The sequence below is a fragment of the Saccharospirillum impatiens DSM 12546 genome, from assembly GCF_000423605.1.
Lineage (GTDB): Bacteria > Pseudomonadota > Gammaproteobacteria > Pseudomonadales > Natronospirillaceae > Saccharospirillum > Saccharospirillum impatiens.
In genome coordinates this window covers 16,461-31,376 of the sequence record NZ_AUIH01000027.1, presented here as the reverse complement: position 1 = coordinate 31,376, position 14,916 = coordinate 16,461, and the positions used below count along the sequence as shown (strand labels likewise).

Genomic DNA, 14,916 nt, shown 5'->3' with positions numbered 1-14,916 from the left:
GATGCCCCGGCCGGTGCCACCAGAGGATACATTCACCATGGCTCGCTTCTTGACTCGCTGGTTTTCCAGTTCCCAGTCCGCTTTAGCACTCGAACATGCCCCCCAGGCTATTGTCACGCTCGATGCGAAACAGACCATTGTGTTTTTTAATGCAGCAGCGGAACGGCTTTGGGGGGTTAAGCGAGAGGCGGTGCTGGCAAAACCAGCGGCTCAACTACTTCCCAAAGACAGTCTTAAACGCCTGGGCAACACAGGCGATGTGTCCCATGAAACGCAGATTAAAACGGCCGACGGGCACGCTATATGGGTACAACTGGAGTCAACGGCCATAAAGTCGGGCCAGGGCATCAGTCACACCCTCTTCGTGCGCAACATCAGCCGTGAGCGCTACGACCGGGAGATGATGAACCAGACACTGGAGCAGGCCATGGACGCTGTGGTGTCGATTGACGAGCACAACAACGTCACCTTCTTCAACAAGGCTGCCGAAGCGGCTTGGGGTTACGACCGGTCAGAAGTGCTGGGCAACAACGTCAAGATGCTGGTGCCCAAAAGCTTACAGTCGCAACACGATGGATTCGTCAACCGCAACCGAACCACCGGTGAAAACCGGATCGTCGGCAGCTACCGTGAACTGACCGTTGTGCGCAAAGACGGCACCGAGTTATGGGGCCAGGCCGCGATCAGCAAAATTGAATTTGACGGGCGCATTACCTACACCGCTTTTATCAAAGACGTGACGGAAGAAGTCGAAAAACGGGAAAAAATGGAAATGCTCTCGCTGGTTGCTGACCAGGCCAACAGCGGCATTATCATTACCGACAGTAAGGGCAGCATAGAATACATCAACGCCGGTTTTGAAAAACTGACCGGTTACAGCCTGGCCGAATCTCGCGGCAAAAAGCCGGGGCCTATGTTGCAGGGCGAAGGCACCGACCCGGAGACCGTGAAAAAAATTCGAGAGAACCTCGACCGGCTGGAACCCTTCTACGTTGAAATTCTGAACTACCACAAAAATGGCACACCCTATTGGGTGTCACTGTCCATTGCGCCGGTGTTCGACGAGCGCGGCCGCATAGAACGGTTCATTTCCGTTGAAGCCGACATTACTCAGAGCAAACAGGAAACCGTCGACTTTACCCGCCGACTTGAAGCCATTGAACGATCGATGGTGACCATGGAATTCAATCCCGATGGCAGTTTCATTTCTGCCAATAAGCTGGTTCACGCCAAGTACGGCAATAAAGACAAGGTCGCTCAGGTCGCCAAAGCGTTCTGGTCCAAGCTGACCGCCGAGAACATCAAAACCCTGCGCAGCAGCGGCGAATTCAGCGGCAAGGATTCAGTGGAACTGACGGGTCTTCCAACGATGGCGCTGGATTACCAGGTCGTGGCACTCAAATCGTTCACCGGCGACGTTCGTCGCTACGTGCTGTTTGGCATCGACATCACTGACCGGTTCCAGGCGCTCAGCGAAACCCAGGAAGCCATGGAATCGGTATTGCAGGTCAGCAACAAGATCAGCGGTATCGTCTCCACCATTAACGCCATTGCAGACCAGACCAATTTGCTGGCACTCAATGCCGCCATTGAAGCAGCGCGTGCCGGTGAAGCAGGACGGGGCTTTGCGGTCGTGGCCGATGAAGTGCGTACACTGGCGAGCAAGTCGAGTGCCTCGGCCGGTGAGATTGATACGCTGGTAGATGAAACCAATCAGCGGGTGGAAGCGCTGGCGGCCTCGTTGAATAAGATAGATGGTTGATTGCCTGAAGTCGGTGTGTCAGGTGCCGGGTATACTAGGTACCGGACACTCAATGGGTAGCGAACTCGTCACTCACATAATTCGCTTATTCCACTCTACTTCCATAAAAAAACCGCGATCAACGTCGCGGTTTTTTTGCATTCGGCCACCGAGGTTAGTCAGCGACCGATGCGTTCAGCGTGTTAACACTTACTGAGCCGGTTCGTTAATATCGTTGGAGATTAACGTGACCGCCGTTTGTGCCAGAGCACGACCGTTTAGTACGGCACCAGACTTAAACACAACCTGGGTTTGAGTCAGGATAATACCGTTGAACGTGGTGCCGGCCTGCAAGGTTACTTCACCGGCCACTTGCCAGAATATGTTTTCAGGCAGTGCGCCACCGGTCAGTACCACGGCCTTGCCATCTTCCAGCTTCAGGTTCTGGTCGATCTGGAATATCCAGACATCGTTTGCTGAACCGTTCAGCGTTACATCGGAGGTAACCAGCACCCCGGTGCCCCACTTGTACAACCCCGGATCCAGCGTCAGGCCACCGATCTCGCCGGCACCCAGTTCGGTAAAGTCCGGGGTTACACGGCCAGCCGCATCGGTATAGGCGGTTTCCATATCACTGACAGCAGTGGTCAAATCATCCGGTGTCGGTACTTCCATATTTGAAGCAAACAACTCGCCGGTTACCCGTGGTGAGGTAGAGAACATACCGCTCGAGTCGAGTGTATCTGCGAAACCGGTCAGCGTTGTGCGCGATGCAGGGCTGACGGCTATGTCACCGGTAATATGCGTTGTTCCGGTTGTGGATATTCCGGTTTTGGCAAGTATCACGTAGTTACCGGCAGTGCCCAGGTCTACAATTGCAGGGCTTGAAGACACCTCAGTACCTGTTGTGAAACTGGTTTCCGACAGTGCAAGGCTATTGCCTGCAAGGTCAAGAATGGCCGTACTCAACGTCAGGGTATGCAGTTCGCTTGCGCCCAGGTTTGCATCTGGTGTAAATACCACCGTCTTCGGGTTCACATATAGCAACTCGCCAGAGACGACAACGATGCCCGCATTGGTTGTTAACTCAAAGCTGTTTGGCGTCAGGGTTTCCGGGTCTATAGCTTCACTGAAAATTACGCTAACTTTGGTGTTGCGCAGTACGTCTATCGCGATGTCGGCGGGGCTAATGGTGACTGGCGTAGGCACACTGTCGTCAATGGATGAACCTGTCGTGAAACTCCAGACAAAATCGCTCAATAACGACGCATCGGTTTCATCTTCAACCGCTGTCGTAATGGTGGCGGTGTAGAGCGTGCTCGCCGTAAGATTGCCATTCGGTGTAAATGTAGCAGCCTTGGTATCGGCATTGTACGCTACCGCACCGACAACCCCCGATTCACCGTCACCCTGCAGCGTAAAACTGTTTTGTGTCAGCGTGTCGGATTTCATTGCCCGGTTAAAAACTGCGACAACTTTTGTGTTGGTACCCGCCGTTGCGGATGCTGCGGCTGGCGCACTGGATGTTACCGCCAGCGAAGCGATCACGGTTGTACTGGTATCGAGGTCACCATTACTGCCATCACAGGCAGCTAAGGTTACGATGGAAACAGATGCGAATAGAGTCAAAAAAGTTTTCGAGTATCGTTGAAGAATACCCATAATATGGCCTGCTATTTTGAACCAGCCAAACACCTGAGGTGCAGAACCGGTAAGTGAAGTGAGCAATACGTACTCATTCTCGGAAGCCTGGTGTGGTGCAGAGAAATGCGAGAAACACAGAGGATTATCTGAATGCGCTTGGTTTGCGCGTTTGGAGAGACCAGAACTGACTGGTTAACTAAACTTATACTCTCTATTTCACCAATAGATAGCCATATATTTCAGGCCAACTTTAAAGAGACGCTGTGAAATTCGGCAGGGTGTTGGGAACGCTGCTTTTAGTCGACACAGTTGATCGACACAGTTAGCGCACTCCGGTCGTTATCTTGTCGGCCACCCAGGGCAAAGCAATGGCGATTATCAGAAATCGAACCACGTGATGGATGACCACAAAAGCCGGGTCAGCATTGAGCGTCGCGGCGATCAGCACCATTTCCGGCAGGCCACCGGGGGCAAACGCCAGGAAGATGGCCGCGGGCGGGATGTCGGTTACCAGGGTTAGCAGTAACGTCATCAGTGCCACCAGCACGACGGTAAGTGCCAGCGCGACGATACCGTGGCCCGACAGAATAATCGCCGTGCGCCAGCGTATTCTGGCGAACTTGGTACCCAGGTAGGTGCCAAGCACAAATTGCACCGGCACCAGCGCCTGACCGGGAATGTTCAGATCGGTCAGGCCGGTTATTTGCATCAACGCCACGCCGGCCAGCGGCCCGATCATCAGCGGTTGCGGCCAATTCAGGCGCCGGGCAACCAGAAGGCCCAGGCCGGTTGCGACCAGTAACCACAGAATCGACAACCCGTCGGGCAGTGACCAGGCCTCTTCGGGTACGCCCCGAATGCGGTCCATGTCGAGCCCGGTCCAGTCCCCGAGCCCAACCAGGATCAGCGGCACAAAATAGATAACTGCCAATACCCGGGTGATTTGTGGGATCAGTACCTGTTTCTCGTCAGCGCCACTGCGCGCGCTCATGATCAGCACCAGCGACTGGGCGCCCGGTACCGATGCAAACAGCGCCGTGGTTTTATCGAACCCGGCAAACCGCCGAAAATACCAGTGGTTCACCGCCGTTGTTGCCACCACCAGCACCCCCATGCCAATCAGCGACAATGGCCAATGCCAGACGGTAAACAGCAGACTTGGGTCGAGTGCTGCACCGGCGTAGATACCGAGAATGAGCAGCATGGCGGTGAACAGCTTCATTGGAATGAAGGGTTTGAACCCAAGCAAGCTGCCGATCAGCGTCGAGGTCAGGCTGCCCAGCATCCACGGCAGTGGCCACGACAGGGCATTGAAGATCAGCGCACCCACGGCACCGATGGCCAGTGTGGCCAGCAGCGTCAGTGCAATGTTCAATCGGGTCGGAGGACTGGGGCTCATGGTTAACCGGTTGGATTCAATATCGCGCACAGTATAGAGGCCGTGACCGGTTTTCGACATACAACGGATCATCCCGGGAAGATGGCAGCGGATAAGAAGCATCGCCTCCGGTGCGTCGACTCATGCACAACAGACTCCGTCAAACAGGGCATTCACCGATCTTTTCGGCGTCTCACCGGGTGGTCGGTGCGCTTTCTGATAGGCTGTGCTCTGGATAGAAGCGGTCGCTTTACGAAAGATCACAGCGACAAACCATCACCAAGGGAGTGTGACATGCGAAAAACAATGACTCGGGGTATTCTCAGAGTATTGCCACTGGCGCTAACGGTATGGCTGTTCTGGTCGATCGGCGGCGGGCTCAACAGTTTTGGCCTCGCGTTGCTGAGCGTGGTGGGTATCAATCAGCCCTGGGCCGGCAGTGGCTTTGTACTGATTCTGATCCTGCTGCTGATTATTGGTCTGGCGTTCAGTGTCAGCCCGATCGCCTGGCTGTACCAGCGACTGGAAGATCAGATACTCCGGTTCCCGCTGCTGAAGACGGTATACGGTGCCATTAAAGACATGGCGTCGCTGATCAGCACCGACCCCGAAAAAACGCAGCAGCGACAAACCGTTCTGATAAAACAGGCCAACGATTCCTACATTGTCGGCTTCGTCACCGCCGACGATGTACCCGGCCCAGTGCACCGGGCTCTGAGCGAACATCACGACCAGGAGGGCTGGGTGCCGGTGCTCATGCAGGTCAGTTATCAGATCGCCGGGGTAACGATTCTGGTGCGCCGATCAGATCTGATTTACGTCGACTGGCCGTTTGAAGATGCCATGCAATTCATGCTGACAGCCGGCTTGTACAAGAGTTCCGACACAAACAAAGCACCGCCACCGGCATGAACCATTGTGTCGCGCGACGTCGGGCCATTTTCAGCAACGCTGGCTCCCAGGTCGGCGCCGACCGTGCGTTCGCCCGTTTTTTCAGTATACTGCCGATCGTCCGGCACTTTCGTGCTGGCAGCGTTCTCAGGGCGGGGTGAAATTCCCCACCGGCGGTATCTGGACAACACGATTGTTATTCAGGAGCCCGCGAGCGCTCGCCCTGGCAGCGGTTAACTCCGTTTGCTCAAGGCGAGGTCAGCAGATCTGGTGAGAAACCAGAGCCGACGGTTAGAGTCCGGATGAGAGAGATCGCGAACCACCCAATGTCGGCTGCACCTGTGTGGCCGTCTTTGCGTACTCGCGCGCCCTGATTCTGGCAATCACCCTAACCTTGAGGGCAACCCATGAATCAGCCTACACCCAACCGCACTACCCGCGTCGCCGTAATCGCGGCCTCCTGGCATGCCGACATTGTCGGACAGGCCTGCTCTGCCTTTGAATCTGAACTGACGCTTCTTGATAGCACGGCCGACGTCGAGCACATTCGAGTGCCCGGTGCCTATGAAATTCCATTGCACGCCAAACACCTGGCCAACAGCGGCCGCTTTGACGCCATTGTCGCCTGTGGCCTGGTGGTCGACGGTGGCATTTACCGGCACGACTTTGTCGCCCAGGCGGTTATTGATGGTCTGATGCGGGTGCAATTGGATACCAACGTGCCCGTGTTCAGCGTTGTTCTAACGCCGCACCATTTTCACGAGCACGAAGAGCACCAGCGCTATTTCCGCGAGCATTTTGTGAAAAAAGGACAGGAAGCCGCGCAGGCCTGCCATGCAACGTTAGGCAGCCTGCGTTCAATTATAGGATGAGCCAACTGGCGCCAGTCGTTGCACCGGCGCTTTATTCGTTTGCCAGAATACCGAGCAACTTGCGGGTATGGTCAACGGTCTCAATACCCAGGTCGGTCAAATAGCCCCCATCTCTGTGAGTAATCAGGCCCTTTACGTGCAAGCGTTCAGCGGCCGCTACCAGGGCCGGGTTGGCCTCATGACTGTGTACTTTGATGCCTTCCTGCAAAGAAGAGGCCCGAAACTGAGTGAGCAAATTCAGCTCAGCGAGGTGGTCGTCGGAGAATGGCATGGCAGTTCCTGTTAATAGACGGGCTTATCTAATGGTTTAGCCGAAATTAAACCATTAGACAACCGTCGGCGCCCTTCTTTTCAGCAACCTTTGAATCTCTACTTAAAAAGTGCTGATTCCGGTCGCTTCCATAAACCGATACAACGCCTGCGGCCAGAGCCGTTCATCGGCGTAGACCGGGTAATCAACACTGAACCGTTTGTCTGCGGTGTTAAACCAGCGCAGTTCGAACCACTCGGCAGCTTCAGCCAGGGCAGTCAATTGCGATGCCTGTCCGGTCAGTACCATATTGGTTTCGAGGTTCAGATTGTTCAGGTTGCGCCGGGTAAAGTTGGCCGAGCCGACGATCAGGGTTGCCTGTCCGTCGGCGTGCCGCGCCAGCATGAATTTGGAGTGGCACTGTTCGCCCCGGGTTTCGCACCAGCGCACGGGAATACCGGCCCGGTGCAGTTCCAGCGCAGTCTGGCGGTTGGGGATGCCGTTCTTTTCCCGGCCGAAGGCGTCTTTGTTGGCGTCGAGCAGGAGACGCAATTGAGCCTGGCGGTCGTGTGCGGCCAGCAGTGCGTTGACGATGTCGCGATCGGAAAGGTAGAACACGGCTATGTCGAGCCGGTCTCCGGCGTTAACACGGTTAATGGTGCTCAGCAGGGCCTGCTTGATGGCGCGTTCGGTGACCACTCTCAAACCCGCACCGGCTGGCTCACTGGCGGCCTGGGGTGGCAGGTTGACGGCCTCTGCTGGCCCACCGGAAAACGCCAGAACAGCTTGCTCTGTGGTCAGCAGGTCCAGAACGGCGGGCCCGGTGAAACGCAAGGCGACATTGCCGTGAGCGCTGCTGCCATCGTGGGGGTTGGCCGAGGTGACCAGGGCTGCAAAGCCATCGCCCTGGTCCGCGATCACTACTTTGCGATGATTGGCTTTAAAATTCGGCAAAATAAGAAAACTGCGCAGAGAAATCCGGCCATCACCGAGTGGATTTTCAAGCCGCGTTCCGGTCCCGGTACCCCAGTAAGATAAAAAAGTGCGCCAAATCGACGAATACAGCGGATTGCTGTCGCGCAGTGCCTCCAGTCGGGTGACGGTGACGGTGATGCCCGCCTGTTCAAGCCGGTCCAGATGGACAGCGCGCTGCCCCCCATAGACGGTATTGATCGGATCGGTGATCAGATGAGCCTGTAGATCTGGGTATCGCCGCTTCTGGGCAAGCAGGCGTTCGGTCAGTTCGGCCGACAGCGCCCGGTGCTCTTCCGGTACTTCGCCCTGAAAGGCATTGAACAGAAACATGTCGATCAGCACGAAGCGCTCTGCTGCGCCGATCATGGCGAACACTTCATCGAAAATGCTTTGCTCGAGATGGCGCTGGTCGTCTGGCCCGATATAGGAGGTATCGGATAGAAACCGGACATCACCAACCGGCCGCAACGGGCCATCATAATTCAGACCGGCCGGCAGCGGCTTAACGCTGTGGTAAATACCCACTCCCAACAGCAGTAGCCCTATGGCTACCAGCAATGCAATGGCGATACGCCCTCCTGCCCTGGTTATACCCAACATTGTGCTACCCACTCCTTCAGTTTGGGGTCCTTCGCGTCCGGGCAGGCATCATCCATGCGTTTCCCGGGTATCAGTTATTTCCACCCTGCGATTGAGCCGAGGCTGTGTGGGGCGGAAACAAGGCGTCAATATGCCCCTGAGACAGTGGCTTTTGCAACAATGGATGCTCAATGGCAAAGCCCAGGTCTTCTTCAAGCCGGTCTCTGGGCAGGCCAGACATCAACAGACAGGGTACGTCGGGCCAGTATTCGCGCACCATGGTCACCACGTCGAGACCGTTCAGCAGGCCGCCGAGATTGACATCGGAGAGCACCAGCCCGACCGATTCATCGCTGTGATGCGCCCAGTCGATGAACTGCTCACCGTGTTCGAAAGCCATGACCTGATAGCCCCGTTGTTGCAATAAAGCGGCAAAGGCCGTTCGAACCGACCGATCATCTTCGACCAGTACGAGCGTGCGGCTCGCGTCGAACGCCAGCGCAGGTTCACTGGCGCGGGGGCCGGGCGTGACAGACTCGGCGGTCACCGGCCAGTCCATACACACGGTTGTGCCCTGGCCCGGCGCGGAGTTCAACGTGAACTGGCCACCGCTCTGCTGCACAAAGCCGTAGACCGTCGATAACCCCAGTCCGCTGCCCTGGCCCACTGGCTTGGTGCTGAAAAAAGGTTCCAGGACACGCTTTTGCAAGTCGACCGGAATGCCCTGACCGGAGTCGGTAACCGTCAATTCCAGTCTGTCGTGAGTCTCAAGGTAACGAGTGCGCACAGTAATGGCGCCCTTGCCGGGAATGGCTGACGCGCTGTTCAGCACCAGGTTGAGCAAGGCGTTTTCCAGTTGCGAGGGGTCGATGTACAGACTGCGCCCGGGGGCACCGAGATCCAGTGTCAGTGACACCGGGCCGGGTACGGAATACTCAAGCAATTCAGCCAAACCGTCGATGAGCCTATCGGGCTCAACCACCTCCGGCGTGAGTTGCTGCTTGCGGCTGAAGGCAAGCAGTCGTTGCACCAGTTGGGCACCGCGTTCACTGACGTCCAGTGCGCGATGCAGATACGTTTGGCCCGTTTCAGTGACTGCGCCACTGTGCTCCAGTAACTGCAGATTTCCCGACAAGGCCGCCAGCAAGTTGTTGAAGTCGTGTGCAACGCCCCCGGTCAGATGCCCCAGTACATCCATCTTCTGAGCCTGCTGCAATTGTTGCTCGGCCATGCGTCGCTCGGTCAGGTCCCGGTAAAGGGTGACAAAGCCGCCATTGGGCATGGGCTGACTGCGAAACTCGATGATCTGGCCGTCGTCGTAGTGGCGTTCAAAGTTCTGCTGACTCTGGTGTCGCTGCACGTTCATCGTCGGCATGTCGACGGTTTCCTGCTGCACATTCAGGTTACGGTGGGCTTTGCGGGCCATCAGGGCCTGTACGTCGTCCAAGGGCATGCCCGGCTGCAGATCCCCGTCACTGAAACCGAACATTTCCAGATAACGCCGGTTCCAGATCACCAGGTGGTCGTCTCGTGAGAACACGCTGAGTCCGTCCTGAATCTGGTTGTGTATGGTTTCCAGCAGGGTCTTTTGAGCATCCAGCTCGGCGCTGGTGCGCTCGGCCTGGAAGGCGTGCTCCCGAAACACATCGTAGGCGTGCACCAGATCACCAATTTCATCGTGCCGTTGTATCCGGATCTGCGCCGGAGATTCTTCGCCCCGCGATAACTGGATCATATCGTCGGTGACCGTGCCCAGGTCGCGAATCAATCGCCGATTATTCAGGTAGTAAGCCAGCAACGCCAACATCACCACCAACGACAAACCCAGCGTCAGCACTCTTGAAGCGTTCACCCGGTCGGTCACCGCCGTTTGCTGGCCGATCACCATCTGCTGAATGTCGGCGGCAAAACTGTTGGTCTGCTCGGTAAGTCGCTCCGAGTGCGCGCGCAATCGGGCCAGCAGAAACGCCTTGTTTTGTTGAATGCCCTGCAGTGTCTGATATTCCGCTGTGGCCAGTTCGAGCCAGTTCAGATAGGCCTCGGGTTCGGCCGCCGCCAACACCAGCGGGCGCAGCCGCTCACGGGTCTGACGGTTGTAATCAGCCGGGTCGGTAATCGCCCGATAAAACAGTTGCAGTGGCAGCCAGGGCTCGATCATTACGGCACCACCGGCATCGGTGCTGTCGCGGGCTTGCTGGTCGACCTGGAACTGAGCAGCGAGCAGATCTTCGCGTATGAACAGTTCGTCGTAAACCCGCTCGGTCAGGGCATCAAGATCGGTCTTGATATTGGCCAGAATGGCCTGGATCCGGGCGCGAACATCCGGGTTTTGCAGCCTTTGCGACAGGGCAAACACGCGCTGGTATCGGCTCTCTAGCCGCTGTCGCTCTGCCTGAAGTTGAAACGGCCGTCCTGCCGAGGCAAGGTAAGGCGCCAGCGCCACAATCTGCGCGGCCTCATCCGACAGGCTCAGGGCCGTGCGAATCTCCGGAATGAGCAAACCCTCGAATTCATTCACCGCCGCCCGGGTCTCGCTCAGCCCGCGCCAGGAAAAGCTGACCAGCGTCAGCAGCAGCACAAGCCCGACGACAAACGCCGCCAGTGCTTTGGTGTGCAAGGTCCAGCGTAGCGGGTTCATAGCCGTTTGACCGTCGCCTCAAACCGATAACCGATGCCGCGCTCGGTTTTAATGTAGTGCGGGGCCTTCGGGTTGGGTTCCAGCTTGCGCCGCAACCGCAGAATCAGCACATCGATGGTCCGATCGAACGATTCAGTCTGAGTACCGTGGGTTTTTTCCAGTAAATAATCGCGACTTAACACCCGGTTCGCCGACGATAGCAACACATTAAGCAAATTAAACTCACCGTACGTCAGATCAACCGCGTTGCCCGCGGGGTTCAGTAACGTGCGCCGCGTCAGATCGAGGCACCAGCCATCAAAAACGAGCCCTTCAGACACCCGCTGCTCCAGGGATTTCGGGGTCTGGCTTAACTGGGTGCTGCGTCGCAATAGCGCCCGCACCCGGGCGATGATCTCGCGCAGATTGAACGGCTTCATCATAAAGTCATCGGCGGCGACTTCGAGGCCAAGGATGCGATCGGTCTCATCGCCCTTACCGGTCAGCATCATGATCGGTACCGCCGAGTCCCGGCGGATATCCTGAGCCACGCGCAAGCCACTTTCGTGCTCGAGCTTCAGATCGAGCAGAATCAGATCAGCCGGGTCGGTGTCGACCAGGCTAAGCAATGCCTGCCCGGTTTGTACCGGCGTGACCCGATAGCCCTCAAGCGTTAGGGCGTCGGTCAGTACCAGTAAGATGTCCGGGTCGTCATCGACGATGGCTATGTGATGCGCCAGGGGGGTTGCGGCCATCGGTTTCTCCGGCTTTTTATCGTTATGGTGCCAGGTGTTGTCATTACGCATTCGCGCCCTTCAGTGAGGCACTGGAATGTTAACAGAGTATTTCAAAGCCAGCCCCAAACTACCCCCGGGAAAAACAGTGAAGTGTGCCGCCTGTCGCAGATGTAAGCCCGCCACCGTGCCATTCTACCGGTTCTCCACCAACAGACTGATTCTATGATAACCCCTGCGTTCTTCGTTCGACCGGCCCCTTACAGGCTGGCCCTTTGCACTCTGCTGGTCGCGCTGACCGTCAGCGGCTGCCAACCGGATACCGCCAGTGACACTGACGACGAGGTATCCGACCCGGTCGATACCGACGACAGCGGGGCAGTTGAGCTGGCGCTGCGGGTGAGAACCCTGAACTACACCCAATCCAACCCGGGGCCGACTCAGGTGGTGCTTGACGTGCAGGTGCCGACTGAAGCCCGGATTGACCTGTACATGAACGACGTTCTGCAAAAAAGCTGGGATACCGGCGAAGCCTGCGTTGAGTTTCCGGCTTTTATCCTGTGCGAAGACGATCTGGAACAATCCATTGCAACGATGATTGAGACCGGCGGCACCAAACGATTTGAACTGACGGCCCTTAAAGGAAATACCTGGAAAACGGTGACCTTTGAGCGTGACCTCACATTTGGGCAGTGCATTTCCAATGCGGAGTATTACAGTGAAGTCGCGCAACCTTTGCTGGTTGATAAGTGCAGTAGTTGTCATCGGGAGGGCGGCGACGAAAAGGCTTCGGCAATTTTCAGAGCTGAGGACTCGTGGGCTAGTTTCGAAACTACTATTTTCAATTTGATGCACCGGCTTTATCTAGCTCCTTCCCATCAGGAACCTGGTCACAATGCTAGTCCGCTTGAACCTTATGATGCTGACTACCGGGCTATCGCTGAACTGGTGTGGCGGACACTTGAAGAGTTTCAGTGTTCGCCACCCTAGGCTTCAGTACCACAGTTCGCACAATTCGAGCGTCGGATGCCGGTTGCGCCTCTGAGGGGGAGTCCGCAGCATGGATGCTGCGGTCTAGGCTCCAGGGATGGATTTACGCCGACCCTGCAGAGGCGCAACCGGTCTCCGACGCGGACGATAGCCACCCTACAAATTCGAGCTCCGAACCATGACCGGCGTCAATTATTGGCGCGCTTGAGCGAAGGTGATGAATGCCTCTTCCGGCATGGGTTTGGCCCAATAATACCCCTGCCCCTGAGTGCAGCCGAGCTTGGCCAGTAACTCGGCCTCGGCCTGGGTTTCTGCCCCTTCGGCGACGGTGGTCAGGTTCAGGCTGTTGGCCATCTGAATAATGGCGGTCACGATGGCGGTGTCCTGCGGGCTCAGTTGCAGTTGGGAGACAAACGACCGGTCGATTTTCAGCGTGCCAATCTTCATCTTGTTCAGATAGCCCAGATTGGAATAGCCGGTTCCGAAGTCATCGATGGAAAACGTAACGCCCAGCGCCTGCAGGCGATGAAACGTATGATCGATGTCTTCGCCCGGCTCCATCAGCATGGATTCGGTAATCTCAATTTCCAGCCGGTGTGGCGCAATAGCCGATTCCGTCAACGCCTGCTCAACCACCCGATCCAGGTTACCGCGCCGGAATTGCAACGACGACACATTCACCGCCATGGTCAGCTCCGGCAGCCCCTGAGCGTCAAAACGACTCAGCGCCGCCGTCGCCTGCTGCACCACCCACATACCGATCTCAACGATCAGACCCGAGCGTTCAGCCAGACCAATGAACTCTTCCGGGGGTATATTGCCACGCGTTGGGTGCTGCCAGCGCAACAGGGCTTCGCAGCCGCACAGGTCGCCTGATTTCAGATCGATCTTGGGCTGATAGTGCAACGAGAATTCATCGGCTTGCAGCGCCTTACGCAAGTCGGAAATGAGTTTGACCTGAGCCTGAGCGTCGTTGTTCATGCTGGTGTTGTAGTAACGAATGCCATCGCGACCGGCACGTTTGGATTCGTACATAGCCATGTCGGCCTTGCCCAGCAAGGTGGCGAAGTCAGTGCCGTCAGCCGGAGCGATGGCGATACCAATAGACGCCGTCGTGCTCAGTTCGTGACCTTGCAACAACATGGGTTCACGCAAGGTTTGCAGCACCTCATCGGCGCGCCCGATGATCGACTCATCCGGTGGCAGATCGGGCATCAGCACGACGAATTCGTCGCCGCCAAAGCGTGACACCGCATCGGATGTGCGCACCTCATCCACCAGTCGCCGGGCAATTTGAATCAGGTATTCATCCCCGGCACTGTGACCGAGCGAATCGTTAATGGGCTTGAAATTGTCGAGATCAATAAACAGCAGGGCGACCGATTGTCCCTGTCGCTGACTGTGGCGCAGCATGAGGTCAAATTGCTCCGCGGCCAGAATGCGATTAGGCAACCCGGTCAGGCCATCGTGGTTTACCAGGGCCTCAACCTGTGCCTGGGAATCACGGCGACGCTGATTTTCTTCATTGAGTTGCGTCATCAGGCGGCGAATATCGTTGATCAGCAAACGGATGCAATAGGCCGTAATGAGCAGGATCAGTACCAGCAGAATGGCCACATTGATGTTGCTTTCAACCTGCCGGGTTTCATACCATCCCAATGAATTAAAGCTACCCAGCACCAGCAAACTGACGACCATGACAACCAGCAATCCGATGAAGATTTTTCGGTTACCAATGATGCTGGCGATAACCAGTATCGCCGGATAACCCAGCACCGCTTCATCTCTCAGGCCATCGCTGAGCCACATAAAGTAATAGCACAGCCCCATCATTAGCCCAAGCATCCAGGTCGCGGCCAATTGATACCGTTGCTGTCGCAGCAGCCACAGACTCAAAAACAGCAACGCTGCCGTTGTCGCCAATGCCAGTGCCGCTGTTACCCGCCCCAGCGCCATGCGTTGCACCGTGGCTACCAACAAGAAAATTTGCAGGGCCCAGAACATCTGACTGAGTCGTTCGTAATGCAGCGCTTTTACCAGCGGTAGCTGTTCCAACGACTGATTGGTGTTTTCATCTGTAGCCATACAACCCAACAAACATCTTGAGAGTGAAATTGGTTCTTTGAAACCTATCGACTAAGTTTAGCCTGATTTGAATGATTCGCCGATGCTGTGGACCCTTTTTGCCTGGGCATGCATGTTTGTACAGCAATACATCGTGCAAGCCCGGTTGCGCCAAAACAGT

11 protein-coding genes and 1 riboswitch are annotated in these 14,916 nt (G+C 56.4%); of the genes, 4 read left to right on the top strand and 7 right to left on the bottom strand.

What is annotated here, in order from left to right:
* Positions 1-37: 37 nt before the first annotated feature.
* The gene (locus G565_RS27625) at positions 38-1,762 is read left to right on the top strand and encodes a PAS domain S-box protein (RefSeq protein ID WP_028671453.1); all 1,725 of its coding nucleotides are present in this window, start codon (positions 38-40) and stop codon (positions 1,760-1,762) included.
* Positions 1,763-1,951: 189 nt separating this feature from the next.
* On the opposite strand, the gene G565_RS0113870 is transcribed toward G565_RS27625, so the two are convergent.
* Both G565_RS0113870 and G565_RS0113865 read right to left on the bottom strand, forming a co-directional pair.
* Complete coding sequence (locus G565_RS0113870; protein ID WP_169579656.1) at positions 1,952-3,370, bottom strand: ice-binding family protein; 1,419 nt, start codon at positions 3,368-3,370, stop codon at positions 1,952-1,954.
* Positions 3,371-3,707: 337 nt separating this feature from the next.
* The gene (locus G565_RS0113865) at positions 3,708-4,844 is read right to left on the bottom strand and encodes an AbrB family transcriptional regulator (RefSeq protein ID WP_169579655.1); all 1,137 of its coding nucleotides are present in this window, start codon (positions 4,842-4,844) and stop codon (positions 3,708-3,710) included.
* Positions 4,845-5,057: 213 nt separating this feature from the next.
* Here G565_RS0113865 and G565_RS0113860 point away from each other — a divergent pair, with 213 nt between their 5' ends.
* Together G565_RS0113860 and G565_RS0113855 are read left to right on the top strand one after the other, a co-directional pair.
* Positions 5,058-5,675, top strand: coding sequence for a DUF502 domain-containing protein (locus G565_RS0113860; protein WP_028671450.1), 618 nt, complete (start codon positions 5,058-5,060; stop codon positions 5,673-5,675).
* Positions 5,676-5,793: 118 nt separating this feature from the next.
* Positions 5,794-5,972: riboswitch (FMN riboswitch) on the top strand.
* Between the two features lie 89 nt (positions 5,973-6,061).
* Positions 6,062-6,526 carry a 6,7-dimethyl-8-ribityllumazine synthase gene (locus G565_RS0113855; protein ID WP_028671449.1) on the top strand — a complete coding sequence of 155 codons (465 nt, stop codon included), beginning with the start codon at positions 6,062-6,064 and terminating at the stop codon, positions 6,524-6,526.
* A gap of 31 nt (positions 6,527-6,557) precedes the next feature.
* On the opposite strand, the gene G565_RS0113850 is transcribed toward G565_RS0113855, so the two are convergent.
* The 4 genes from G565_RS0113850 to G565_RS0113835 all read right to left on the bottom strand — a co-directional run bounded on the left by G565_RS0113850 (position 6,558) and on the right by G565_RS0113835 (position 11,702).
* A complete protein-coding gene (locus G565_RS0113850; RefSeq protein ID WP_028671448.1) occupies positions 6,558-6,797 on the bottom strand; it encodes a TIGR02647 family protein in 240 nt (79 codons plus the stop codon).
* Positions 6,798-6,899: 102 nt separating this feature from the next.
* Positions 6,900-8,351, bottom strand: a complete 1,452-nt coding sequence (locus tag G565_RS0113845; RefSeq protein WP_037339323.1) for a phospholipase D-like domain-containing protein — start codon at positions 8,349-8,351, stop codon at positions 6,900-6,902.
* A 70-nt stretch (positions 8,352-8,421) separates the two neighbouring features.
* Entirely contained in the window at positions 8,422-10,968 is a 2,547-nt protein-coding gene (locus G565_RS24210; RefSeq protein ID WP_051207919.1) for a PAS-domain containing protein, read from the bottom strand.
* On the bottom strand, positions 10,965-11,702 hold the full coding sequence (locus tag G565_RS0113835) for a response regulator (RefSeq protein WP_028671446.1): 738 nt from the start codon (positions 11,700-11,702) through the stop codon (positions 10,965-10,967). The genes G565_RS24210 and G565_RS0113835 overlap by 4 nt, the downstream gene beginning before the upstream one ends.
* Before the next feature lie 204 nt (positions 11,703-11,906).
* Here G565_RS0113835 and G565_RS0113830 point away from each other — a divergent pair, with 204 nt between their 5' ends.
* Positions 11,907-12,671, top strand: coding sequence for a hypothetical protein (locus G565_RS0113830; protein WP_028671445.1), 765 nt, complete (start codon positions 11,907-11,909; stop codon positions 12,669-12,671).
* A 192-nt stretch (positions 12,672-12,863) separates the two neighbouring features.
* On the opposite strand, the gene G565_RS24205 is transcribed toward G565_RS0113830, so the two are convergent.
* Positions 12,864-14,756: a putative bifunctional diguanylate cyclase/phosphodiesterase gene (locus G565_RS24205; protein WP_051207917.1), complete on the bottom strand. Its 1,893-nt coding sequence runs from the start codon at positions 14,754-14,756 to the stop codon at positions 12,864-12,866.
* Between the last annotated feature and the right edge of the window lie 160 nt (positions 14,757-14,916).

Excerpts from the sequence above, each read along its gene's own strand:
- G565_RS27625 (WP_028671453.1), top strand. The coding sequence starts at position 38 with ATGGCTCGCTTCTTGACTCGCTGGTTTTCCAGTTCCCAGTCCGCTTTA.
- G565_RS0113865 (WP_169579655.1), bottom strand. The coding sequence starts at position 4,844 with ATGTCGAAAACCGGTCACGGCCTCTATACTGTGCGCGATATTGAATCC.
- G565_RS0113860 (WP_028671450.1), top strand. The coding sequence starts at position 5,058 with ATGCGAAAAACAATGACTCGGGGTATTCTCAGAGTATTGCCACTGGCG.
- G565_RS0113855 (WP_028671449.1), top strand. The coding sequence starts at position 6,062 with ATGAATCAGCCTACACCCAACCGCACTACCCGCGTCGCCGTAATCGCG.
- G565_RS0113850 (WP_028671448.1), bottom strand. The coding sequence starts at position 6,797 with ATGCCATTCTCCGACGACCACCTCGCTGAGCTGAATTTGCTCACTCAG.
- G565_RS0113845 (WP_037339323.1), bottom strand. The coding sequence starts at position 8,351 with ATGTTGGGTATAACCAGGGCAGGAGGGCGTATCGCCATTGCATTGCTG.
- G565_RS24210 (WP_051207919.1), bottom strand. The coding sequence starts at position 10,968 with ATGAACCCGCTACGCTGGACCTTGCACACCAAAGCACTGGCGGCGTTT.
- G565_RS0113835 (WP_028671446.1), bottom strand. The coding sequence starts at position 11,702 with ATGGCCGCAACCCCCCTGGCGCATCACATAGCCATCGTCGATGACGAC.
- G565_RS0113830 (WP_028671445.1), top strand. The coding sequence starts at position 11,907 with ATGATAACCCCTGCGTTCTTCGTTCGACCGGCCCCTTACAGGCTGGCC.
- G565_RS24205 (WP_051207917.1), bottom strand. The coding sequence starts at position 14,756 with ATGGCTACAGATGAAAACACCAATCAGTCGTTGGAACAGCTACCGCTG.